Source organism: Bacillus sp. PK3-067 (assembly GCF_056738645.1).
Genome location: NZ_CP096490.1, coordinates 638,701 through 661,198 on the forward strand (window position 1 = coordinate 638,701; position 22,498 = coordinate 661,198).

Consider the following 22,498-nt stretch of genomic DNA (forward strand, 5'->3'; position numbering starts at 1 on the left):
GCATACAACCTTTTATTTTAGGACACCACTGTACAAAATGTTTACCTCTACCTCAGGTTTGAATTTTACTTTTGCATAATCTTTATTCCAATTTTTCTTCTTCCATAAGTCAGGGTGGTAGGCGATAAGGTGTCTGCCGATACCGAAAGCATCACAGTTTGCTTTTTGTAACTTTTTCGTTATCTTTTTAGCTTCTTTCGTAAGTTGTTTAGACAATTCTTTATTTAGTTTTTTTCTTTCATCCATTTTGTAAAGATTATCTCTCGGAGCTTCAAGCGCTATAACTTTTAGTTGGAGCTTAATGTGAGCATAAACATTTCCTTTTTTATCTGTTGTTATTTTTAAGTCTCGTTTTAACTTTCGGTTGCTAATTTCCATTGTTAAATAATCAGATGTTTTCTCTGATTCATCGCTAGTAAGCTTCTGGGTTATACGGGCACTTGTTCCCATTTTTCCGGTTAATAATACGAATAAAACAGATTGTTTCAAAGGTAAATGCCCAGTTAATTTATCATTGTTAAATAAAGCTAGACCGTTTGTAATTACTTCTTTTCCTTTTATTTTTATAGAAGGGAGGGTAAAGTCTTTACCGGGATCTAACATTTTTGTAGCAGCTGTCTCTAAAGTTTCTTTTGGAAATACACTCATATCTTCTAAGCTTTTCACTTTTTTCTTTAGAAAATCTCCAATTAGTAAATTTCCTACTTTCTTTTTTTCTAGTATCTCGGATGTTTCACCATCTACTGCAATAAGTTTTACTAAAGCAGTTGGGTTTGTTGGGTCCCGAAAGCTGACATCTAAAAAAGGTAATATACCTTTTTTTAGGATTTTGGTTCCTAGTAATTGAACACCATATTTAAAATAACGAATATTCCCAGTAACATTTTTTTTTAGGGCATCGCTTGTATCCCTTATGTTATGCCCCGTTGCTGAATGTATTTCATTTTCGAATGAAGATTGCTCTCCGCTTGAACTTTTTACGAGCTCGATTGTTTGCTGGAGTTGATTCTCTTCCGTAATATCAGATCCAATACTATAAGCTAACCTTGCCTCCCTTAATGGTTCTTGATCCCAGCATCCAGAAAGGAGGGAACTAGTACATAATACAAAAAGTAATTTAACTCTTTTTTTGAACATACTGTTCTCCTTTCTTATTTCGTATCACAGAATAAAGTAGAAATAAAAGAGGAAGGACAACTATGAAAATATAGGTGAACTTATCAGTGAAAGTTGAGATTACTTTTAATTCTTCAGGTGTATCTATAAATAAGGCTACACTAAAAGCAATAATACCAATGATTGGAACAGCTTTTTTATGATTAGCAAGATTGAATATATGTCCTATTCCGATTGAAGCAGCGCAATAATAACTAGCGATAGAAGCTGCAACAGTTATCATCCAAATTGGTATAAATAGTAAATCAGTTCGGTCTATAATTCCGATATGTAAGGAGCGTAATAAGTAAGCAACTGGTTCTGGAATAAGCTCAATTTGTTTTGGACTAAATACGATAAAGCAAATCCAAACAGTAAAAGTATAAAAAAGTGTTACAAATCCATTAGCGATAGAAATGGCCTTCAGTTTTGCGACAGAACTGCCATTTACTTTTGGAAAAGCGATAAGAATGATTTCAAAACCATACATGGCTGTAATTGTTTCCTTGGATGCTTGAATTATATTCCACCAGCCGGCTTCTGTAATGGGAAAAATATAAGAGAAATCAGCTCGGGAAAGCCCTAGGGCAATTAAAAGGGCCATTGGAATAATGAGGATAGAGGCCATGACATAAAATCGTACGATGACTTTAAATGTATTATAGGCTATATAGCAGCAAGCTATCGTAAATAGCATGAGAATGGCAGACCAAGGAGTAGCTTGTAATATCCATACTTTAATGACATTACAAGCATTCAACATAACCGTCATACCAATAAGCGTAAAATAAAAAACATAAGCAAAACCTAATAGTTTTCCAAACTTATTACCAAATAGCATACAAACGCTTTCATACATATCTGCATCAGGAAATCGCTTTAAGAAAAGCCACATAAGTAAAATAATAAGTTGAATTGCAAGCCCAGCGACGAGAGCGGAAATCCATCCACCTCCTTTTGCTATTGGGTGAAGACGGTTAGGTAGAGAAAGGATACCAACTCCGATTTGGCATTGAATAACGAAAAAGGTAAATTGAACGAGCGAAATTTTACTTTGCGTGTTTGTCACCGTCCTCATCCTCTCTCGTTACATGTTGTCGTTGCATTTTTTTCGGTTTTGGATCATGTGGTCGTTCCCAAAACGACCAAATTGGAAGTCTTACGAAAGAATCTTTCATATCTTTTATCCGCATCGGGGCAACAGGAGAAAGATATGGCGTATGAAATGAATGTAATTGACATAAATGAACGAAAGTTATAATTAGACCGAATGATATTCCGACGTATCCGAATATAGCAGCAAGAATCATTAATGGAAAACGAAGAATTCGAACTGCTGAACTCATATCGTTTGATGGAACGAGAAAAGATGAGATGGCAGTTAAAGCTACAACAATAATCATCGTATAAGAAACAAGTCCAGCTTTTACAATTGCATCACCAATTACTAAACCACCTACAATACCGATTGTTTGTCCAACTCGGCTTGGTAAGCGAATACCAGCTTCCCGTAATAATTCAAAGATTAATTCCATTAAGAGAGCTTCAAAAATAGGAGGAAGTGGTACTTTCTCTAATGAAGCTTTAATTGTATACACAAGTTCGAGCGGCAATACATCAGGATGAAAGGCTACGGTTGCGATATATATAGCTGGTAAGAGAAAAGCAATCAAGAAACTCACTAAGCGAATCATTCGGACGAAAGAACCGACAATCCAGCGGTTATTATAATCGTCTGGTGATTGATAGAAAGCAAATAACGTAACAGGAACGATAAGCGCTGTGGGATCTCCATCAGATAAAATAGCAACTCGTCCTTCCATTAAATTTGCAGCGGTCCTATCTGGACGCTCTGTATTTAATTGCTGCGGAAATGGTGAGAAAGACGTATCCTCTATAAATTCTTGTATATATCCTGGAGGCATAAGTGCATCTGTCTTAATCGTTTCTAACCTTCTTTTTACTTCTGTAACTAAATCGTCATTCGCTATGTTTTGCATATAAGCAATTGCCACTTTCGTATGCATTTCTTCACCAAGTGTGAAATATTTAACGACGATATTTGGACTTTTTATGAGCTTACGAATCGAAGCTAAATTAGTTGCTAGATCCTCTACAAAACCAGTATGTGGACCGCGCACAATCCCTTCATTATCAGGCTCTGCTATATCTCGCTTTAAAGATAAAGCTGTTTCGAAAATAAAAAAACTGTCGACGTGTTCATGAAAATATAAGGATTTACCTTGTAATAAAAGCTGCACACCATAATTTAAATTCGTTTCTTTTTTCATATTTAATGTGGCAAAAGCTTTATCTAAAGCCAAATCCGACCGAGTTAATAAAGGCTCAAGAGCTAATTGGTGAATCAAATTTGGGTCTGCTAAAGATTCGATATATAAGATTGTTCCTTTTCCGTTTTGAAATGGGACATCTAATTTTTTTATATCATCTGAGTGACATAGCTTATTTTCAATGTAATTAATATTTTCCGGAAGTGATGGAAACATATGCTTTTTGTTATTATCTTGTTGTGAGTGCTTCTGTTCGGTCATACTTTCCATCTCCTTTACATTGAAATTACTTCTGTTAATTTTTGTTTTTTGTGAGAAAATTATGCTTGGATTTTTTAGAAAAGTAGGGAAATGGAAAGAACGTATATATTTGCGATATTAATATATATCTTTTGTACTATAGGAGAGTAAATCTAGCGGGATGCATAATTACATCATTTGATGAATAGGAAATTTAAGAAAAGCGATTTATAATACTAGTATTGTGTCTTGCCTTTTTAGGTACAGTACACAGCCGGTGATTGGCTAGTGGATGTTCTTCCATTTTGCCAGTGCCGGTTTTTTATTGGATAATAGGGAAAATGAAGTTTTTATAAAGAAAGAAGGGGTTGTTTTGAAGGATGTAAATTCTATCTTTATGAGAGAAAAGATTGCTAGTTCTTATCTTTATTTTATTTCTTTTCTTGGTTTGGTTACTATAACTATATCTTTACTTGAAATTAAAATCCCTTCTCATTCAACAATACTAATAATGTTGTTACTATTTATGGGGATTGCAGAGTATTTTCCTGTAAGATTTTGGAGAGGAACTAGCTCGCTTACTTTTCCGATAATCTATGCTATGAGTTGGCAGTTTGGAATCCATATAACTATTACTGCTATTGTACTCGTAACGCTAATTATTCACCTGCATCGTCGTTCACCGATACAAAGAATGTTATTTAATAGTACTCAGCATGCACTTAGTTTGATTTTGGCCGAATGGTTTTCAAACAAATGTATGTCCTTATTACTTAATAAGATAGTTATGTCAGTTCTATATGAAAATTTAATATCTTTGTTATTATTTTGCGTGTTTTTTTGTTTTTTCAACAATCGTTTTTACGATTTGTTGATGATACTTCTTCCACAGCCATATTCAATATATCAGTGGTATAAAAAAACTGTAACGGTATTTCTTTGCGAAACTTTTGGTTTCTCTTATGCGGCCCTGATGCATGTATTAATTAGTATATATAGTGTGGAAATAAACGAGATTACAGTACTGTTTTTCTTTTTTCCACTTGTAGCAGCTTCAGTTATTAGTTCTTTTTCTGTACGGATAAGGATGGAGAAGGAACGATTATATGAGTTATTTCTTATTACGACCGAAATTAGTCGAGGATTAACTGGAGGAAATTTGAAACATATTAAACAAGCACTTAAAGGTTTTTTTGGCATACAAGCATATGTAATATGGACAAAAGATGATGGGAACTGGAGTATTCTATTAAAAGATGGGAAAGTGCGCTCTCATATTTCTGATGATTCAGAAATATTAAGGGCGTTTGAGAAACTTTCTAAAAATCTTGTATTTAATGATTGGAAAATTGGTACGGCTCCTGGAGATGAAATATTTGATAGTGTTATACGCTCACTTGTATATTTTCCTCTTATAGTAAATGATGAATTAGTCGGAATGTTTGTTGCAGGGAAAAGTAGAAATGCGGGTTTCTTTCCAGAAGATGTACAGTCGTTAGCTACATTTTCTAACCAATTAGCTAACGTTGTTAAAACAAGGATATTGATTTCTGAACAGAAAAAAAGAATGATTTTAGAAGAAAGAAATAGAATTGCCCGTGAAATTCACGATGGTATTGCGCAAACATTAGCGGGGGTAATATTCCAACTAGAATCCGCACGGAAAAAATACCATGATAAACCAAAAGATATGCAGCAAGTAGTTGAGAAAAGCATAAAAGATTTAAGAGGAAGTCTAGGAGAAGTTCGCTATTCTATTTATGCTTTAAAACCATATCCGACACAACAATTAGGCCTTAAGCAGGCAATAGCAAGTAAAATAAAATCTTTAAAACGAGAATATGAACTAGACATTACCTATCATGAAAGAGGTCATGCACGTGCGCTTAGTTTTTCAAAAGAAAGAGTTATATTTGATACATTACAAGAGAGTTTGCAAAACATTGTAAAACATGCACAAGCAAAAAAGGCTGATGTTTTACTCAGTTATCAAAGTGAACACGTTCTTTTAAGGGTTAAGGATAATGGAGTTGGATTTTCACTATTTGAGTCTATGGTTAAAACAAAGAATGAGCCACATTATGGTATATTACATATGAATGAACAAGCTGACCAATTAGGGGCTACTTTACAGATTGATAGTTCTATAGGAAAGGGGACAGAAATTACACTGTTAATTCCAGATTCACAAACAAGGGGTGCGTAAAATGATTAAAATATTAGTAGTAGATGATCATGCTTTTTTACGGGATGCAATTCGGAGCATACTAGAAGATGAATCTGATATGAAAGTGGTTGGAGAAGCTAGCTCTGGGGATGAAGTATTGGGAAAAGTAGAAGAATGCGGACCAGATTGTATTTTGATGGATATTAACCTGCCAGGGAAAAATGGGATTGAAGCTACAGAGTTAGTGAAAAAAATTTATCCGAGTTGCCGAGTACTTGTGTTTACAATGTATGAACATGATGAGTATTTAATGGATGCACTTCAGGCCGGTGCTGATGGTTATTTATTGAAGGATTCCTCATCAGAGCAGGTAGTAGCAGCAATTCGAATGTTATATCGAGGTGATTCAGTTATTCATCCGCGTATGACTAAAAAATTAATTACATATCATCAGCAAAAAATGAAAGTAGAATCAAATGAAAATGAACTGACGGAACGTGAAAAGGAAATTCTCTTTGAACTAGTAAAAGGACTTAGTAATAAAGAAATTGCTGAAGTTTTATATATTAGTGATAAAACAGTTAAAATACACATCAATAAAATTTTTAAAAAACTAAATGTGAAAAGTCGATCGCAAGCAGTGATTTATGCAGTTCGAAATCAATTGGTTCCGCTAGATTAAATAAGAAATCTATCAAAGAACTATCGTGTCGATTTATTCTGTATCACAAAGAATAAAGGACAAGATAGTTCTTTTGTACTATGTAGGCATAGAATCCTTAGAGAAAAGATACTCCTTTTGTTTAATTTTCAGAATAATCAAAATGTGAAATAATAAAAATAGAATTACATTTTAATATTGTTAATAATTCATTTTATGAAAATCTTTTGTTGGAAATAAATGATGGGGGGCTCTTATAAAAAGAGTAAAGTGAGTGGTTAGCTATATGAGGTATGGGGATGGTAGTGGCGTTGGAAATCTTTCATGATACAAAAGATTGAGATTGATAGAGTTTCCGATGCTACATGGGAATTTAAGAATCAATTTGTTTCAAAAAATAATATTAATAATGGGGAGATGCAATATGAAACGAGGGAAATTTGGAAAGGTTCTTATTGGAACGTTAACAGTTGGAATGTTATTGTCTCAAGGGATTCCATATAACGTATTAGCGGAAGAGGTAAATACATCTACTTTAACTGGAATTGATGATGCAGATGCTATCTTAAAAGGCCTTACAAAGGAACAACGTAATGCCTTAAAAACGTTAGATACAAAACCAGGTTTTGTTATTTCGCCAGGTATCAATACAGCAAGTCCTAATAATGTAAATGTGATTATAGAATTTAAGCAAGCGCCTAGCAAAATTGAGGTATTAAAACAAGCGGCTAAAGGGAAAAAGATAGCTCTTTCAAATGCGGAACAAAAGGTAGAGGCATCACATAAAGGGTTTAAAGCAGAGCTTGAACAGCTTCAAAAGAATAAAGAGAAAGGGACAAATGTAAAATCTGCAAAGATAACAAGAGAATATAAGAATGCTTTTAATGGTGTAGCGATTTCTTTACCAGCAAATATAATCGAAGACTTAGTTCGTACCGGTATCGTTAAGCGCGTATGGGAAGATCATGAGGTTAAAATTGATTTGCCGAAAGAAACAGCTAAGACTGCTGTTGAACCAAAAATGGCAGATAGTGTACCACAAATTGGTGTAGACAAGCTACATGATGAAAAAATAACAGGAAAAGGAATTAAGGTAGGTGTACTAGACACAGGTATTGATTACAACCACCCGGATTTGAAAGATGCATATAAAGGGTATCGTGCAAAACAAGGTGAAGATCCAACTAAAATAGATCCGAACTCAATAAAAGGATGGGACTTTGTTAATAATGATGCTGATCCAATGGAGACAACGTATAAGGATTGGCAAAATTCTGGAGGATATCCTGAGATTTATGAGGGAAGTGCATATTATACATCCCACGGTACGCATGTAGCTGGGACAATTGCTGCAGACAAACAGAATAGTGTGGATTATGCAGTGAAGGGCGTTGCTCCAGATGTAGACTTATATTCATATCGCGTATTAGGTCCATATGGAAGTGGACAAACAAGCGGTATTCTTGCTGCGATTGATAAAGCAGTGAAAGACGATATGGATGTTATCAATTTATCACTAGGAGCGTCTATTAATGATCCTTTATATCCTACTTCTGTTGCAGTGAACAATGCGATGTTAGCAGGTGTTGTTACAGTAGTAGCAGCTGGTAATAGTGGTCCGGAAGAAGGTACTATAGGATCACCTAGTGCAGCAGCACTTCCAATTACAGTTGGAGCCAGTGACGCTGCAGTGAATATTCCAACGTTTTCCGCCGATGCAGGTGATGTACATGTAGATAAGATGATGCTACTTGGAAAAAGCTTTACTGATAAGATTGAAGATTTGAAAGGACAATCCTTATCGGTTGTATATGCAGGGCTTGGGAAATCAGGTGATTTTACAGGGAAAGATGTAAAAGGGAAGTTAGCTCTTATCCAACGTGGTGAGATTACATTTGATGAAAAAATTAAAAATGCTAAGGAAGCAGGCGCAAAGGCGGTAATTGTATACAACAATGTAGATGGGGAAATTACAAGTTATCTTGGGGAAAGTACTTCATCTATTCCATCGTTCCGCTTAACAAAAGTAGATGGTGAGAAATTGCAAGCAAAAGCTGTACAAGGAGATGTGTCGTTAGCATTTGGAGAACTTAGTAATATAAAAACAGAGGGAGATCACTTGGCTGATTTCAGCTCCCGTGGTCCTGCAACTAAAACAGATGATATTAAGCCAGATATTGTAGCACCAGGTGTGTCTATTTTCTCAACTGTTCCTGAATATATTAATGATCCAAAAGATGGAGAAAATTATCCGGTAGCGTATGGACGTATGTCAGGTACATCTATGGCAACTCCTCATACTGCAGGGGTAGCGGCACTTATTTTACAAGAACATCCAAACTATAGTCCATTTGAAGTAAAAGAAGCACTTATGAATACCGCAGTTGACCTAAAAGAAGAGCGTTCTGTATTTGAGGTGGGCTCTGGACGAATTGATGCATATCGTGCAGTTCATGCAGATACATCTATCGAGGTTATCGATAAAACATCAAACGTTGTAGATGATGAAGAAGTAGAAATTGAAGAAAAAACAGGTTCTATTGCGTTTGGGTATAAAAATCAAATTGAAAATGGGCCTATTAAAGATAGTCGAAAAGTCTTAATTAAGAACAGCAGTAAAACTGATGGAAAAGAGTTTAAATTAGAAGTAGAGTTTTCATCTACAAGTGTAGGTGTGCAAGATGCAGCGAAGAATGGTGTGAAGCTAAATGTACCAGATTCTATTAAAGTAGCTCCTAGTACATCAGAGGAAATTAGCCCTGAAATTATCATTCCAGAAAACGCTGAATTTGGTAGATATGAGGGCTATATTCATATTTCAAATAAAAACAATGAAAAAGAAGTATATCAAGTACCATTTGCAGTTAAATTCACAGAAAAAGGGATTGCGTCTGTAGATTTACTGAGAGATGCAATGGCAACAGATGCATCTAAATTCCATCCGTTTATGGAGAGACCAAGTTCGCCTTTGACATTTAAACTAAATAGTCCTCTTGAAACTATTGATGCAGTTGTGAAGGACCGAAAGACAGGAAAGGCATTAGGAGTCGTTGGTACACTTAATGCAAGTAGTCTAACACCGAATATTGAATATATGATGTTTTCTGGTATGGGAGGGTATGTACTTCCATTCACAGGAGATCCAGCTCATCCAATTGGGGATAAACCTGTTATGTTGCCTGATGGAGATTACGAATTGAACTTCGTTGGATATGATAAAGAAGGAAAATCGTATACAAAAGGCGATAGCATTATCATTGATAATGTTATACCGGAAATGAAATTTAAGGATGTACAACCTGGTATACATGAAGTCAATGATTCTATGTTTAAAGAAGAAGACGGCCAACGTGCATTATGGGTGCATGGTAATATTTATGATTCTACAGTAGATGCATTGAAGGCAAAAGGCTTGCAGTATGATCAAAAAGCGAACCAAATTGTATATTATCAAAACTCAGCCTTTCCATCAGGTTGGCTGAATACAATTCAAGCAAATGGTGATTTTAAATTTGGAGTACTTCCAGAGGAAATAAACGAGCCGTTAAATTTAAAATTATTTGGATATGATCTTGCAACTGCAGGGAATATGGCAACTGGATATAAAGATTACGTCTTTGTAAAGGAAGGGACAGAATACGCTGTTCCAAGTTATGACAAAGATAAAATCAAATTAGGAGAGAAAATTACATTAACTTTGAATCTTAATAATGTAAAACAGCTTATGTCAGGTACATTTGAAATTCCTTATTACAAGCAGCTCTTTAAATTTACAGATGTGAAACCAAATCCAGCACTTACGGAATATGTAAAACAACATGGACTGAACCTTAAATTAGAAGATCCGAAGATAAGTGAAGAAGGAGCTTGGGAAAACAAGGTGAAAGTTGGGGCATCATTAGAAGGAAAAGAATTTAAAGGATTAGATGGAGATACACCATTTTTAGATGTTACATTCGAGATGACGAACGATGAATACTTTAATGATTTAACTGCATTTGGAGTAGAGAAGTTCTCTTATACAAAAGCTGTTGCATCAGAAGGCATTGAGATTCCTGCGTTTAAAGATAAATCTTTTGCTATTGTTTCGAAACATTCAACGATTACAGGGTATATTGGCCCGGAAGCTTTCTTGAATGAAGAGGGGTATTTAGGTAAGAAAGACTATACAAAACTAGGAGCAAAAGTGTACGCAGTTGGCAAGGATGGAAAGAAATATACAGGAACGATTGGTGATAACGGGCAATTTGAAATTCATAGTGTCCCAGTAAGCGATAAAGAATATGATATTTTCGTAGAAATGCCAGGTCATTTAAATAGTAAATTAACAACAAAAATAGGGAAGGTGCAAGACGGTGAATTAGTGGGACAAAACTTTAGAGTTGACATGGATGATAACCTTGCAGGTGATGTAAATGGAGATAAAATGGTAGACATTCAAGATGCTAGAATAGCAGCTTTATCGTATGGAAAAGGAAAAGTATCTGTAAAAGATGGAGATATAAATCAAGATGGTGTTGTAGATGAAACAGATATTCGTTTTATTGAGAAAAACTTCTTGAAAAAGAGTCCAGATGCTAAAGAAAATCAGAAACCGAAAGAAAATGTAGGTCCAGTGACATTAGATAAAATCTTACGCTCTATTGGCTTAGAACCAAAAAAATAAGTGGGCAAACTTCTAGAGTAAATAATGCAATCAGACAATGAATAGTAAATGAAATGAGATTGGCTAACAAATAACCGGTAATGATTTACGGTAACATTACCGGTTATTTTAAAAGTAATAGTCGTTTTGATATATGAAGTAACTAGTTTAAATTTGGTTCACTTTCGCTGTGGGACAAGGTAGTTGCTTAAATTATTTTGTGGGATGGAAATAAGGTTTGTAGTTTGAACTTTAAAAATAGGGGGACTTGTGAAATGAGTATTAAGAAAAAACTTGGTATGGGTGTTGTAACTGCAGCACTTGGCTTATCTTTAATTGGCGGGGGAACATATGCGTATTTTAGTGATAAGGAAGTGTCACAAAACACTTTTGCAGCGGGTACTTTAGATTTGAGTGTGAACCCTGAAGTTGTTATTAATGTCGATAATATTAAACCAGGTGATGAAATGGAGCGTGGTTTTCAATTAGTAAACAAAGGAACTTTAGCAATAGGAGATGTGAAACTCCTGACAGATTACAGTGTAATCGATGCTAAAGGAGATAATGGAAATGCTGATTTTGGTGATCATATCCGTGTTGATTTCTTGTGGAATTTGGATAAAAATGAGGTTCCAATTTGGTCTACTACATTATCTGAATTAAAGGTATCTACGCAAAATGGAAGTATTCCTGATCTTGTACAAAAAGGTGTTGTAGACCGAGAAGGAAATGGACTTGCTCCTGGTGATGATGATACTTTCTATGTAATGTTCACATTTGTAGATAATAATGCAGAGCAAAATGTATTTCAAGGAGATTCATTAAAATTAAATTGGACTTTCAATTCAATGCAGACAAAAGGTGAAGAGAAATAAAAATAAATGTTATATACGAGAATCAATTGATGAAGAATTGATAAATAAAACTTTTAATAATGTAAAGGTTGATTTAGTGACTCAACCTTTTTTGTTTTTAGATTATTCATAGCAGTACTTCTAACATTTGTGTCGAATTAAGAAGATATATAGGAGGGATATATATGGAAATAGCTGTAGAACGTGTTTTTACGAAAGAGATTTTAAAAAGAGCAGCGAATTTGTTTCATGTAACAGTAGAAGAAAAGCCACTTGGAGATTTTGAGAATTATATTTTTAAGGCGAAGGGTGATAATGATGAAGATTATGTATTACGTTTAACACATTCTTCTCATCGTTCTAAACAAGAGGTAGAGGCTGAACTAGATTTTTTACGATATGTTGCGGAGAATGGGGCAAAGGTAGCAGGACCTCTTTATTCAACGTCTCGAAATCTCGTAGAAGAAATCGTAGCAGAGGATGGGACTTTCTTTTTCGCTTCTTTATTTATATATGCAAAAGGTGAGCAAGTAAAAGGAGCAGAATCGCCTTATTGGGGAGATGCTTATTTTGAAGCGTGGGGAAAAGCGATTGGGCAACTGCATCGCCTTACAATGGATTATCCTAAAACAGACTACCGTGATACGTGGGAAGAAGACGAAAGTGGAATTGTTAATGAATTAGAAGATGGTCAAGTGAAAGAGATTGCAGCGGTATTAATGGATGAAATTAAGGCTCTTCCAGTTGAAAGAGAAACGTTCGGTCTTATGCACGGTGATATTCATCAAGGCAATTTTCATTATGATGGTAAAGAGCTAACAATCTTTGATTTTGATGATGCTGCTTATAATTACTTTATACATGATTTAGCGATGGTTTTATACTACTCTGTTCTATTTACACCGTGGACAGCAGAAGAGAAGACAGATTTTGCTCGTAAACAGTTACAAGTGTTACGAAAAGGATATGAGTATGAGCACAGGCTGGCGGATAGTTGGTATGAATCGTTACCATTATTTTTACGTTTACGTGATATAGGTTTATATGGAACGCTTCAAAAGAAGTTTAAAGGGAAAGATATGCCTGATAACTTCTTGAAATTATCAGAAGAGCTATACGAAAGAATTATTAAAAGAGAAGCAATTGTGAATATATAATACATTTAGTTCAAAACAAAGTATATAAAACAAATATATACTTTGTTTTTTTATACAAAAATATGTTTACTTTATTAAAATAATATTGTCCTAGATTCGGTATACACTTATAATTATATATATATTCTGAATATTCTTTATAAAAAGGAGGGGGAATGTTGGAAGCTTTCGTAAATTGGTTAAATAATATTGTTTGGAGTCCAGCACTTGTTTATTTATGTTTAGGAGTAGGTTTATATTTTTCTATTCGAACGAAGTTTTTACAAGTAAGACATGTAGGAGAAATGGTGAAGCTGACATTTCAAGGGGAAAAATCAGAAGCTGGTGTTTCTTCATTCCAAGCGTTAGCACTTTCGTTATCAGGACGTGTTGGAACAGGGAATATCGCTGGGGTAGCAACAGCGGTTGCATTCGGTGGACCAGGAGCTGTATTTTGGATGTGGGCAGTAGCCTTTTTAGGAGCAGGATCAGCTTATGTAGAATCAACACTCGCGCAAATATATAAGACGAAACATCAAGGGCAGTTTCGTGGTGGACCTGCTTATTACATTGAAAAAGGTTTAGGTGTGAAATGGTATGCTTTAGTATTCGTTGCAGCGACAATTCTTGCAACGGGGCTTTTACTACCAGGTGTACAAGCAAATAGTATTGCTGTAAGTTTAGAAACTGCTTTTGGTATTAATACTACCGTATCAGGGGCTATATTAGTTGTCGTATTAGCTCTTATCATTTTCGGTGGAGTAAAGCGAATTGTTAACGTAGCGCAAGTTGTCGTACCGTTTATGGCAATAGGCTATATTTTAGTAGCTTGCGTCATTGTTGCTATGAATATTGAAAAATTGCCAGAAGCATTTATGTTAATTATAAGAAGTGCATTTGCATTAGAAGCTGCTTTCGGTGGTATTATCGGTTTAGCAATCTCTTGGGGGGTAAAACGTGGTATTTATTCCAATGAAGCAGGACAAGGGACTGGACCACACGCAGCAGCTGCAGCCGAAGTATCACATCCAGCTAAGCAAGGTTTAGTACAAGCATTTTCCGTTTACATTGATACATTATTTGTTTGTTCAGCAACAGCATTTATGATGATTATTACAGGCATGTATAACGTATTTGATGCAAGCGGAAAAAACTTTATCGTTAATAAACTAAACGGCGCTCAGCCAGGACCAGGATATACACAGGCGGCGGTAGAATCTGTTTTCCCTGGATTTGGAAATGGTTTCGTTGCAATCTCGTTATTATTCTTCGCGTTTACAACAATTATGGCGTATTACTACATTGCAGAAACGAATATCGCGTACTTAAATCGTGATAAAGATCGCCCTTGGATGTCCATGGTACTAAAGTTTGTATTTTTAGGAGCTGTATTCTACGGCTGTATAAAAACAGCAGCAACGGCTTGGGCTTTAGGCGACATTGGGGTAGGAATTATGGCATGGGTAAATATCATTGCGATTTTATTGTTACAAAAACCTGCATTAGTCGCATTAAAGGATTATGAAAAACAGAAAAAAGAAGGAAAAGATCCAGTATTCGATCCAGGGCCATTAGGAATTAAAAATGCTGATTTTTGGGAGCATGAATACGGGAAAGATAAGAAAGAAGAAGTATCTTAATCGAATAAAAATGAAGAAGCAAAGGGGAAACCCTTTGCTTTTTTTATGGACAAATTGAAGCTAAAAGTTATTTTTGGGACTATTTTTGAATATAAAAAGAATGTACATGCATTGTTAGGGGAAGGGGGAGTATGTTGATAGAATTTCGTAATGTAAATAAATATTATGGTAACTTTCAAGTTTTGAAAAATATTAATGTGCAAGTGAAAAAAGGCGAAGTGGTAGTAGTTGTCGGGCCTTCAGGATCAGGAAAAAGTACATTGCTTCGATGTATAAATCAATTAGAGGCAATTACAGATGGAGAATTAATTGTACAAAATACAGAGGTACACAATAAAAAAACGGACATGAATGAATTGCGGCGAAATATTGGGATGGTCTTTCAACATTTTTATTTATATCCACATAAAACGGTTCTTCAAAATATTACATTAGCACCGATTAAAGTAAATAAAGTTTCCAAAGAAGAAGCAGAGAAAACAGCAATGTTTTATTTAGAGAAAGTAGGAATCCCTGAGAAGGCTAACGTATATCCACATCAATTATCCGGAGGACAACAGCAACGGGTGGCAATTGCTAGAGGACTTGCAATGCAGCCGGAAATTATGCTATTCGATGAGCCTACGTCTGCTCTTGATCCAGAGATGATTGGAGAGGTACTTGATGTTATGAAAGCACTGGCTAAAGAAGGGATGACAATGGTCGTTGTCACGCATGAAATGGGATTTGCTAGAGAGGTAGCAGATAGGATCTTATTTATGGATGATGGCCAAATTATTGAAGATACAACACCGGCGAACTTTTTTGCAAACCCTGAACAAGAAAGAGCCCGTTTATTTTTAAGTCGGGTGCTAAATCATTAGAGGAGGAATTTCATGCTTAAAATGAAAAAGTTATTTACTTTAATCGTATTTTCATGTTTATTCGTGCTTGTTGTTGCTGGATGCGGAAGTAAGAAAGATGAGGCAAAGGAAACAAATACGAAGCAAGGCGGGGCTGTTGAGCAAATTAAGAAACGAGGGAAATTAGTAGTTGGGGTGAAGAATGATACGAATTTATTTGGATTAAAAAATCCTTCAACAGGGCAGGTAGAAGGATTCGATGTTGATGTCGCCAAGGCACTGGCGAAAAAGATTCTTGGAGATGAAAAGAAGCTAGAGCTGAAAGAAGTAACGTCTAAAACACGCATTCCAATGCTGAAAAATGGTGATATTGATGCAATTATTGCAACAATGACAATTACGGAAGAACGCAAAAAAGAAGTGGATTTTTCAGATGTATATTTTAAAGCAGGACAATCGTTACTTGTGAAAAAAGGAAGCAATATTAAGAGCGTCGATGATATAAAACAAGGCGTTAAAGTATTAGCTGTAAAAGGATCAACATCTACAAATAACATTCGTCAAAAGTCACCAGAAGCGACTGTATTAGAGTTTGAAAATTATAGTGAGGCATTTACAGCGTTAAAGGCAGGTAAAGGTGATGTGTTAACGACAGATAATGCGATCCTTTACGGAATGGCAAAACAAGATTCTAATTATGAAGTAGTAGGAAAAATTTTCACAGATGAACCGTATGGAATTGCAGTGCAAAAAGGGGCAGATGATTTAACGAAAGAGATTAATACTTTAATTAAAGACATGAAAGCAAGCGGGGAGTATGACAAATTATATGAGAAGTGGATTGGACAAAAACCAGAAAAGTAGATAGTAAAAGTGAGAGGATGAGAGTACTCATCCTCTTCTTGTAAAGAAAGAGGGGAGAATATGTGCCTGATTTTTCTATATTAACGAATAACATTGATATGTATTTAGAAGGGTTTAAATATACAGTTATGTCTAGTGTAATTGCATTGATAGGTAGTTTTATTTTAGGAGTAATTTTGGCAGTAATGCGTATTGCACCTATTCGCATTTTAAATTGGATAGGATCAGCTTTTGTGGAGTTTGTAAGAAATATTCCACTTGTATTAATTGCATTTATATTCTATTTTGCTTTACCTGTAATAGGAATTACTTTAAATGGTTTTGTAGCAGGAACAGTTACGCTTACGGTATATACGGCAGCTTTTATTGCAGAAGTAATTCGCGCTGGTATTTTATCAGTTGCGAAAGGGCAGATGGAAGCTGCTCGCTCTTCAGGGCTAACGTATGTGCAGGCGATGTATTATGTTGTCTTACCCCAAGCAGTGAAAATTGTAATTCCCCCTTTAGGAAACCAGTTTCTCAATTTAGTTAAAAACTCTTCAATACTTGGAATTATTGCTGGTGCTGATTTAATGTATCAAGGAGATTTAATTTCAACGAAGACGTTTGTTACGTTTGATGTTTATATATTTGTCGGGATGTTTTATTTAATATTAACAATTCCGCTCAGTATGCTAGTGCGTTATTTAGAAAAACGCTTAGCAAAGGAGGCGGTGTAAATGGATTTCAAGGGAGCAATTACAGGAGATCATATTCTATTTTTTATTAAAAGGATTACTTATAACATTAGAGGTAGCGCTCATAGCAATTGTACTTAGTTTTATTATTGGAAGTGTAATCGGTATATTGCGCTACAAGAAAATACCTGTCGTCTCACAAGTATTAGGAGTTATAGTTGAAGTGATTCGAAACTTACCACTACTGTTAATTATATTTTTCACGTATTTTGCACTTCCAGAAGCAGGCTTGAAATTAGAAATTATAACAGCTGCAATTGTTGCTTTAACAATATTTGAGGCAGCAATGATATCTGAAATTGTTAGAAGTGGTCTATTGTCTATTGAAAAAGGGCAGGTTGAAGCTGCAAGATCTTCGGGATTAACGTATGTTCAAGCGCTTTGGCATATTATTTTGCCACAAGCATTAAGGAGAATGGTTCCGCCGCTTGTCAGTCAATTTATTTCATTGCTGAAGGATACGTCGCTAGCGGTTGTTATATCACTCCCTGAGCTTATGCATAATGCTCAAATTATTAGCGGGCAAAATGTGAATTACATGATTCCGACGTTTATAGTAGTAGCTTGTATGTACTTTATCGTAAATTATAGTTTATCAATTTTATCGAGAAGATTAGAACTCCGTTGACTCTTACAATATATGTAAGGGTTTTTTCCTTGTTTATCCTTATTTTCCTCTAAATAGAATCTAAATCTTGCAATAATTCGATTTTTATATTGTTTTATCAGAAAAGTTTTAATTTTATATAGAAAATGTAATCGCTTTCGTGTATATTTTTATTATCAGAAAATTTTAACAGGATATAGGGGTATGGTAGGGGGAGGATTTAGATGCAGCAACCAACGAATGAGAAATTACATCGTACGATGAAGAGTAGACATTTATTTATGATCGCACTTGGTGGTGTAATCGGAACTGGTTTCTTCTTAGGTTCAGGTTACACCATTAATCAGGCTGGACCAGGGGGAGCCATCCTTTCATATTTAGTAGGCGGATTTATTATGTATTTAACAATGCTTTGTCTTGGAGAGTTAACGGTAGCGATGCCGGTTTCAGGATCTTTCCAAAAGTATGCGACGAAGTTTATTGGACCAGGAACGGGCTTTATGATTGGCTGGTTATACTGGCTCGGCTGGGCAGTAACAGTGGGTCTAGAATTAACGTCAATCGGTTTAATGATGAAAAGATGGTTTCCAAATGTTGATGTTTGGGTATGGTGCCTTGTATTCGGTGTTATTTTATATGCTTCAAACGCAATTTCGGCGAAAAGTTATGCCGAATTAGAATTTTGGTTCTCTAGTATTAAAGTAATTACAATTCTTGCATTTGTTGTGCTTGGTGGTAGTGCATTATTAGGATTTATATCATATGACGGAAAAGAAGCAGCACCTCTTTTCTCTAACTTTGTAAGCGATGGTGGACTTTTCCCGAATGGACTAGCTGCCGTATTACTTACAATGATTACAGTTAACTTCTCGTTCCAAGGAACAGAGTTAATCGGAATTGCAGCGGGAGAAAGTGAAAATCCAGAAAAAACAATTCCACGTGCAATCCGTAATACAGTATGGCGCATTATGTTATTCTTCATTTTAACAATGACGATTTTAGTAGGATTAATTTCTTGGAAAGAAGCAGGCGTAATTGAAAGTCCATTCGTAGTCGTATTTGATAAAATTGGTATTCCATACGCAGCTGATATTATGAACTTCGTTATTATTACTGCGTTATTATCTGTAGCGAACTCTGGATTATATGCAGCGACGCGTATACTATGGTCACTTGCAAATGAGGGAATGGCACCAACTTCCTTCCAGAAAGTAAATAAGCGTGGTATTCCAATTACAGCGCTAGTCGTAACGATTGCGGTAGCTGGATTATCTCTATTCACAAGTTTCCTTGCAGAAGATACAGTATACATGTATTTATTATCGATAGCTGGTTTATCGGCTGTTTCAAGTTGGATCATTATTGCTCTATCGCAACTTCGCTTTAGAAGTCAGTATATAAAAGGCGGAGGAAAGTTAGAGGACTTAAAGTATAGAACACCACTATACCCAATTGTCCCAATTTTAGCCTTAATTACAAATAGCATCGTTGTTATTAGTTTAGCGTTTATTCCTGAACAAAGAATGGCGTTATACTGTGGTATTCCATTTATCATTTTCTGCTATATATATTATTATATTAGTAAGAAACGGCAGAAACCGATGAAAGTGGAGATGGAAAAAACAAATGAAACTAACAATCAAACACGATGATATAGAAGCAGATTTATCGTATGGTCAATTAGTGATTGGAAAAGAAAACGGGTATTCACCGTTACAATTACTCATTTCTTCTATCGCAGGATGTAGTGCAATTGTCTTTCGAACAATTTTAGAAAAGAAACGTATTACATATGATACGTTTACAATCGAAACTGAAATTGGTAGAAGTGAAGCTTTATCGAAGCCAGTTGAAAGTGTTCATTTGCACTATAAAATTAAAGCAGAAAACATTACAGAAGAGCAGCTGGACAAGGCGCTGCAACTTGCAGTGAAAAATTGTACGATTGTTCAATCTGTAAAAGATAGTATAAAGGTTACGGAAACAATTGAACTAATAAAATGAAACATAAAAACGTGAGAATACGGCTCTCACGTTTTTATGTTTTTAATAAAGGGAGAAAGTATGATGGAATGTTTAGGTTGTAAATTAGCAAATGAAGAGGAAAAAATATATAGAGTATACGAAGATGAGTATGTAACATGTTTTTTAGATCATGAACCTTTCTATCCAGGTCATACTTTAATTGTGCCGAAGCAGCATGTTGTAGAAGTAGATGAATTAAATGATGTTGTAGCAAAATCTGTTATGGATGCTTCTAAGCTTATTGCAAAAGCGATTAAGGCATTATACAAACCAGATGGAGTTACAGTTTGTCAAAATGGTGGAGTATTTAACGAGTTAACACATTACCATATGCATGTCGTACCAAGATATAAAGAGCGCCCGTTTGCTGAGTTTTATATGGTACAATCGGGAGAAAAACAGAATCATAACTTTGAAGAGACAAAGCATTTGTTAAAAGAAGCGATAGAGCAAATAATACATATTGAAAAGGTGTAAAAGAATTTTTCTTAGAGATACAGTCAGGAAAATTCTAATATTAAAAAGCTCAATTTCTCAGTTAAAATAGAGAAATTGGGCTTTTGTTTATTCTATTATTAAATTTTATCTATAAAAAGATTTTGCAGTGTCACAAAGTTACAGTGCTCATTCGTTATATAGAGTGAGAGGAGGAATTATATGAAAGTTACAAACAAAGATTATGAAAAGATGGAAGAGCTATATGAGTTGTATGAACAAAAAATTTATTATGTAGCTTATTCTATTTTAAATAATATTCAACAGGCTGAAGATACGGTTCAAGAGACGTTTATTACTCTTTATAAGAACTTGGAAAAGCTCCATAGCTTGAGCACTGAAGAGCTTAAACGCTATATTTTGAGGATCGCGAAAAACAAGGCGATTGATAGTTACCGGAAAAATAAACGACATGAAACATTTTTAGAAGAATATGAAAGAGAATCAATAGAAGCAGTAGATGAAAATATTGAAGAGTGGGAAAAACGTAAAATGTCTGAGGTTCAAATTGATACATTGCTAAAAGAGTTAAATGAATCTAACAGACAGGTGTTTAAGTATAAAGTCTTCTATAACTTAACGTATCAAGAAATTTCAAGTGTAATGGGGATTACGGAGGCTAATGTCCGCAAGCAGTTTGAACGCGCTCGAAAACGAGTCCAAAATATGATAGGAGGTATACAACATGACGAATTCAAAGAACTCCAAAGAAATATATGAACTTGCTGAAAAAATTGCTTTAGATGATTTTGATAAATCCGAAGAACAACATGAATTTTCACATACATATACGCGCAAAAAGAAACTGTTTATGGAGGAAATGAAGCTGAAGGGCGAGCGACCACAGAAAAAGAGTAAAAGACATCGTATGTTAATCGCTGCTGCCTGCTTATTGATTGGTATGCCGACAACCGTTTTTGGTGCAGTAAAAGTCTATAATATGATTGTTCAAAAACAAAATTATGAAGTAAATGTTTCCTTAACAAATAAGGATTCGAAAAAGAGTGATCAGTGGTATAAGTTGAAGGTTGGTAAATTGCCAGAAAATATGGAAGCAATTGATGACTCTGCTATGAAATATTCATTTAAAGATAACTATGCAAATGGAGGCTTTTCATTCGTTCTTTGGAGAGTAGGGGGAAATTCAGATTTTCCAACTCTGTACTCGAAAAGTTATGAAGAAAAAGAGATAAATGGTAAGAAGGCAGTAATTGTCCATAGAGAAACTGGTAACAAAGATTTAATGATGGACAGGGTAGTTTTTCTATTCTTTGAGGAAGAAGGGATCATGTTACAAAGTTATATTGGAAACGATATAAATGAAGAACAAATGGTGGATGTGTTAGGGAGTATTTCACTTGAGCCTACGTCAAAAGAAAAGGCATCACATATAACAGATTATGATAAAAAGTATTTTAGCGACGAAAGTAAGCCTAAAAAAACTAAGGTGATTCCTTTGAAAAAAGATAGTAAACGACTATTTCATATAGGACAAAAAGTTCCAGTAACGATTATCATGGATAACAGCAAAATTGAATATGTGATAGAAAAGGTTGAAGTTTTTGATTCAATCAAAGATTTTAAACAAGAAAACTTTAATGAACTGGGCTTAGGAATACTAAGTAGGAATCAGGCTTTGGATCAAGCTGGACAATTGATACCATATAGACGGGATGAATATAAAGTTGGAAATGGTAAAGATTCAATTGATCAATTAGTAGAATCAAAATTAATTCATCCTAAATTTGTCTACCTGACAACAACAGTGAAAAATATAGGTAAACAGGCGACAGAAGAAATCTATATGCATCCATCCATACAAGTGCTTAAAAGTAAGGGGAATGTATGGAATTACGCTGAAAGAGATGGAATTACAGAAAAAAATATTATGACGGGCGAAGTTGATTATTTAGAACCTCACGGAGAAGGGAAAAGCTTTTACAATATTGGCAGTATCACACCAGGACAAACGGTGAAGGTTAACTTAGGTTATTTTGTAGATGAGGATAAGCTAGATTCAATCTTCCTTGATGCTTTCCGTTACAGTGGGTTTAGTGGCAATGAGAATATGAATGAGAAAAATCGTTGGTGGTTCGATATTCGTCAACAATCAAAATAATAGAAACAAATCGACGAAAA

17 protein-coding genes and 1 pseudogene are annotated in these 22,498 nt (G+C 35.0%); 15 read left to right on the top strand and 3 right to left on the bottom strand.

The window, feature by feature from the left end; genetic code table 11:
• Positions 1 to 12: 12 nt before the first annotated feature.
• Genes gerKC through gerKA form a run of 3 tightly spaced genes read right to left on the bottom strand, consistent with a single transcriptional unit; the run spans position 13 to position 3,707 of the window.
• Entirely contained in the window at positions 13 to 1,137 is a 1,125-nt protein-coding gene (gene gerKC, locus M1D73_RS03270; protein ID WP_000474042.1) for a spore germination protein GerKC, read from the bottom strand.
• A complete protein-coding gene (locus M1D73_RS03275) occupies positions 1,118 to 2,224 on the bottom strand; it encodes a GerAB/ArcD/ProY family transporter (protein WP_000185798.1) in 1,107 nt (368 codons plus the stop codon). Before M1D73_RS03275 ends, gerKC begins: the two co-directional genes overlap by 20 nt.
• Positions 2,205 to 3,707, bottom strand: a complete 1,503-nt coding sequence (gerKA, locus tag M1D73_RS03280) for a spore germination protein GerKA (RefSeq protein ID WP_000139277.1) — start codon at positions 3,705 to 3,707, stop codon at positions 2,205 to 2,207. The genes M1D73_RS03275 and gerKA overlap by 20 nt, the downstream gene beginning before the upstream one ends.
• Positions 3,708 to 4,059: 352 nt before the next feature.
• Here gerKA and M1D73_RS03285 point away from each other — a divergent pair, with 352 nt between their 5' ends.
• From M1D73_RS03285 to M1D73_RS03355, 15 genes and pseudogenes are all read left to right on the top strand, one after another.
• Positions 4,060 to 5,892: a GAF domain-containing sensor histidine kinase gene (locus tag M1D73_RS03285; protein WP_002182443.1), complete on the top strand. Its 1,833-nt coding sequence runs from the start codon at positions 4,060 to 4,062 to the stop codon at positions 5,890 to 5,892.
• Position 5,893: 1 nt separating this feature from the next.
• Positions 5,894 to 6,535, top strand: a complete 642-nt coding sequence (locus M1D73_RS03290) for a response regulator (protein ID WP_000590668.1) — start codon at positions 5,894 to 5,896, stop codon at positions 6,533 to 6,535.
• Between the two features lie 403 nt (positions 6,536 to 6,938).
• Positions 6,939 to 11,180: a S8 family serine peptidase gene (locus M1D73_RS03295; RefSeq protein ID WP_000820243.1), complete on the top strand. Its 4,242-nt coding sequence runs from the start codon at positions 6,939 to 6,941 to the stop codon at positions 11,178 to 11,180.
• Between the two features lie 254 nt (positions 11,181 to 11,434).
• The gene (locus M1D73_RS03300) at positions 11,435 to 12,034 is read left to right on the top strand and encodes a TasA family protein (RefSeq protein ID WP_000023366.1); all 600 of its coding nucleotides are present in this window, start codon (positions 11,435 to 11,437) and stop codon (positions 12,032 to 12,034) included.
• Positions 12,035 to 12,198: 164 nt separating this feature from the next.
• Positions 12,199 to 13,170: a phosphotransferase enzyme family protein gene (locus M1D73_RS03305; protein ID WP_000401644.1), complete on the top strand. Its 972-nt coding sequence runs from the start codon at positions 12,199 to 12,201 to the stop codon at positions 13,168 to 13,170.
• Positions 13,171 to 13,328: 158 nt separating this feature from the next.
• Positions 13,329 to 14,789 (top strand): alanine/glycine:cation symporter family protein, encoded by a 1,461-nt coding sequence (locus M1D73_RS03310; RefSeq protein ID WP_000387160.1) that lies wholly within the window; start codon positions 13,329 to 13,331, stop codon positions 14,787 to 14,789.
• Between the two features lie 131 nt (positions 14,790 to 14,920).
• Positions 14,921 to 15,652 (top strand): amino acid ABC transporter ATP-binding protein, encoded by a 732-nt coding sequence (locus tag M1D73_RS03315; RefSeq protein WP_006917993.1) that lies wholly within the window; start codon positions 14,921 to 14,923, stop codon positions 15,650 to 15,652.
• Positions 15,653 to 15,664: 12 nt separating this feature from the next.
• Positions 15,665 to 16,495, top strand: coding sequence for a glutamine ABC transporter substrate-binding protein GlnH (gene glnH / locus M1D73_RS03320; protein WP_000916491.1), 831 nt, complete (start codon positions 15,665 to 15,667; stop codon positions 16,493 to 16,495).
• 62 nt (positions 16,496 to 16,557) lie between these two features.
• Complete coding sequence (locus M1D73_RS03325; RefSeq protein WP_001112667.1) at positions 16,558 to 17,214, top strand: amino acid ABC transporter permease; 657 nt, start codon at positions 16,558 to 16,560, stop codon at positions 17,212 to 17,214.
• Positions 17,215 to 17,860: pseudogene (locus tag M1D73_RS03330) on the top strand (amino acid ABC transporter permease). It begins immediately after the preceding gene.
• A gap of 203 nt (positions 17,861 to 18,063) precedes the next feature.
• Positions 18,064 to 19,491 carry an amino acid permease gene (locus M1D73_RS03335; protein ID WP_001187097.1) on the top strand — a complete coding sequence of 476 codons (1,428 nt, stop codon included), beginning with the start codon at positions 18,064 to 18,066 and terminating at the stop codon, positions 19,489 to 19,491.
• Entirely contained in the window at positions 19,466 to 19,843 is a 378-nt protein-coding gene (locus tag M1D73_RS03340) for an OsmC family protein (RefSeq protein WP_000778843.1), read from the top strand. Before M1D73_RS03335 ends, M1D73_RS03340 begins: the two co-directional genes overlap by 26 nt.
• 60 nt (positions 19,844 to 19,903) lie before the next feature.
• Positions 19,904 to 20,341 (top strand): HIT family protein, encoded by a 438-nt coding sequence (locus M1D73_RS03345; protein WP_225989760.1) that lies wholly within the window; start codon positions 19,904 to 19,906, stop codon positions 20,339 to 20,341.
• Between the two features lie 180 nt (positions 20,342 to 20,521).
• Positions 20,522 to 21,079: an RNA polymerase sigma factor gene (locus M1D73_RS03350; RefSeq protein ID WP_000869258.1), complete on the top strand. Its 558-nt coding sequence runs from the start codon at positions 20,522 to 20,524 to the stop codon at positions 21,077 to 21,079.
• The gene (locus M1D73_RS03355; protein ID WP_000185128.1) at positions 21,045 to 22,478 is read left to right on the top strand and encodes an ECF-type sigma factor negative effector; all 1,434 of its coding nucleotides are present in this window, start codon (positions 21,045 to 21,047) and stop codon (positions 22,476 to 22,478) included. The genes M1D73_RS03350 and M1D73_RS03355 overlap by 35 nt, the downstream gene beginning before the upstream one ends.
• Positions 22,479 to 22,498 lie beyond the last annotated feature (20 nt).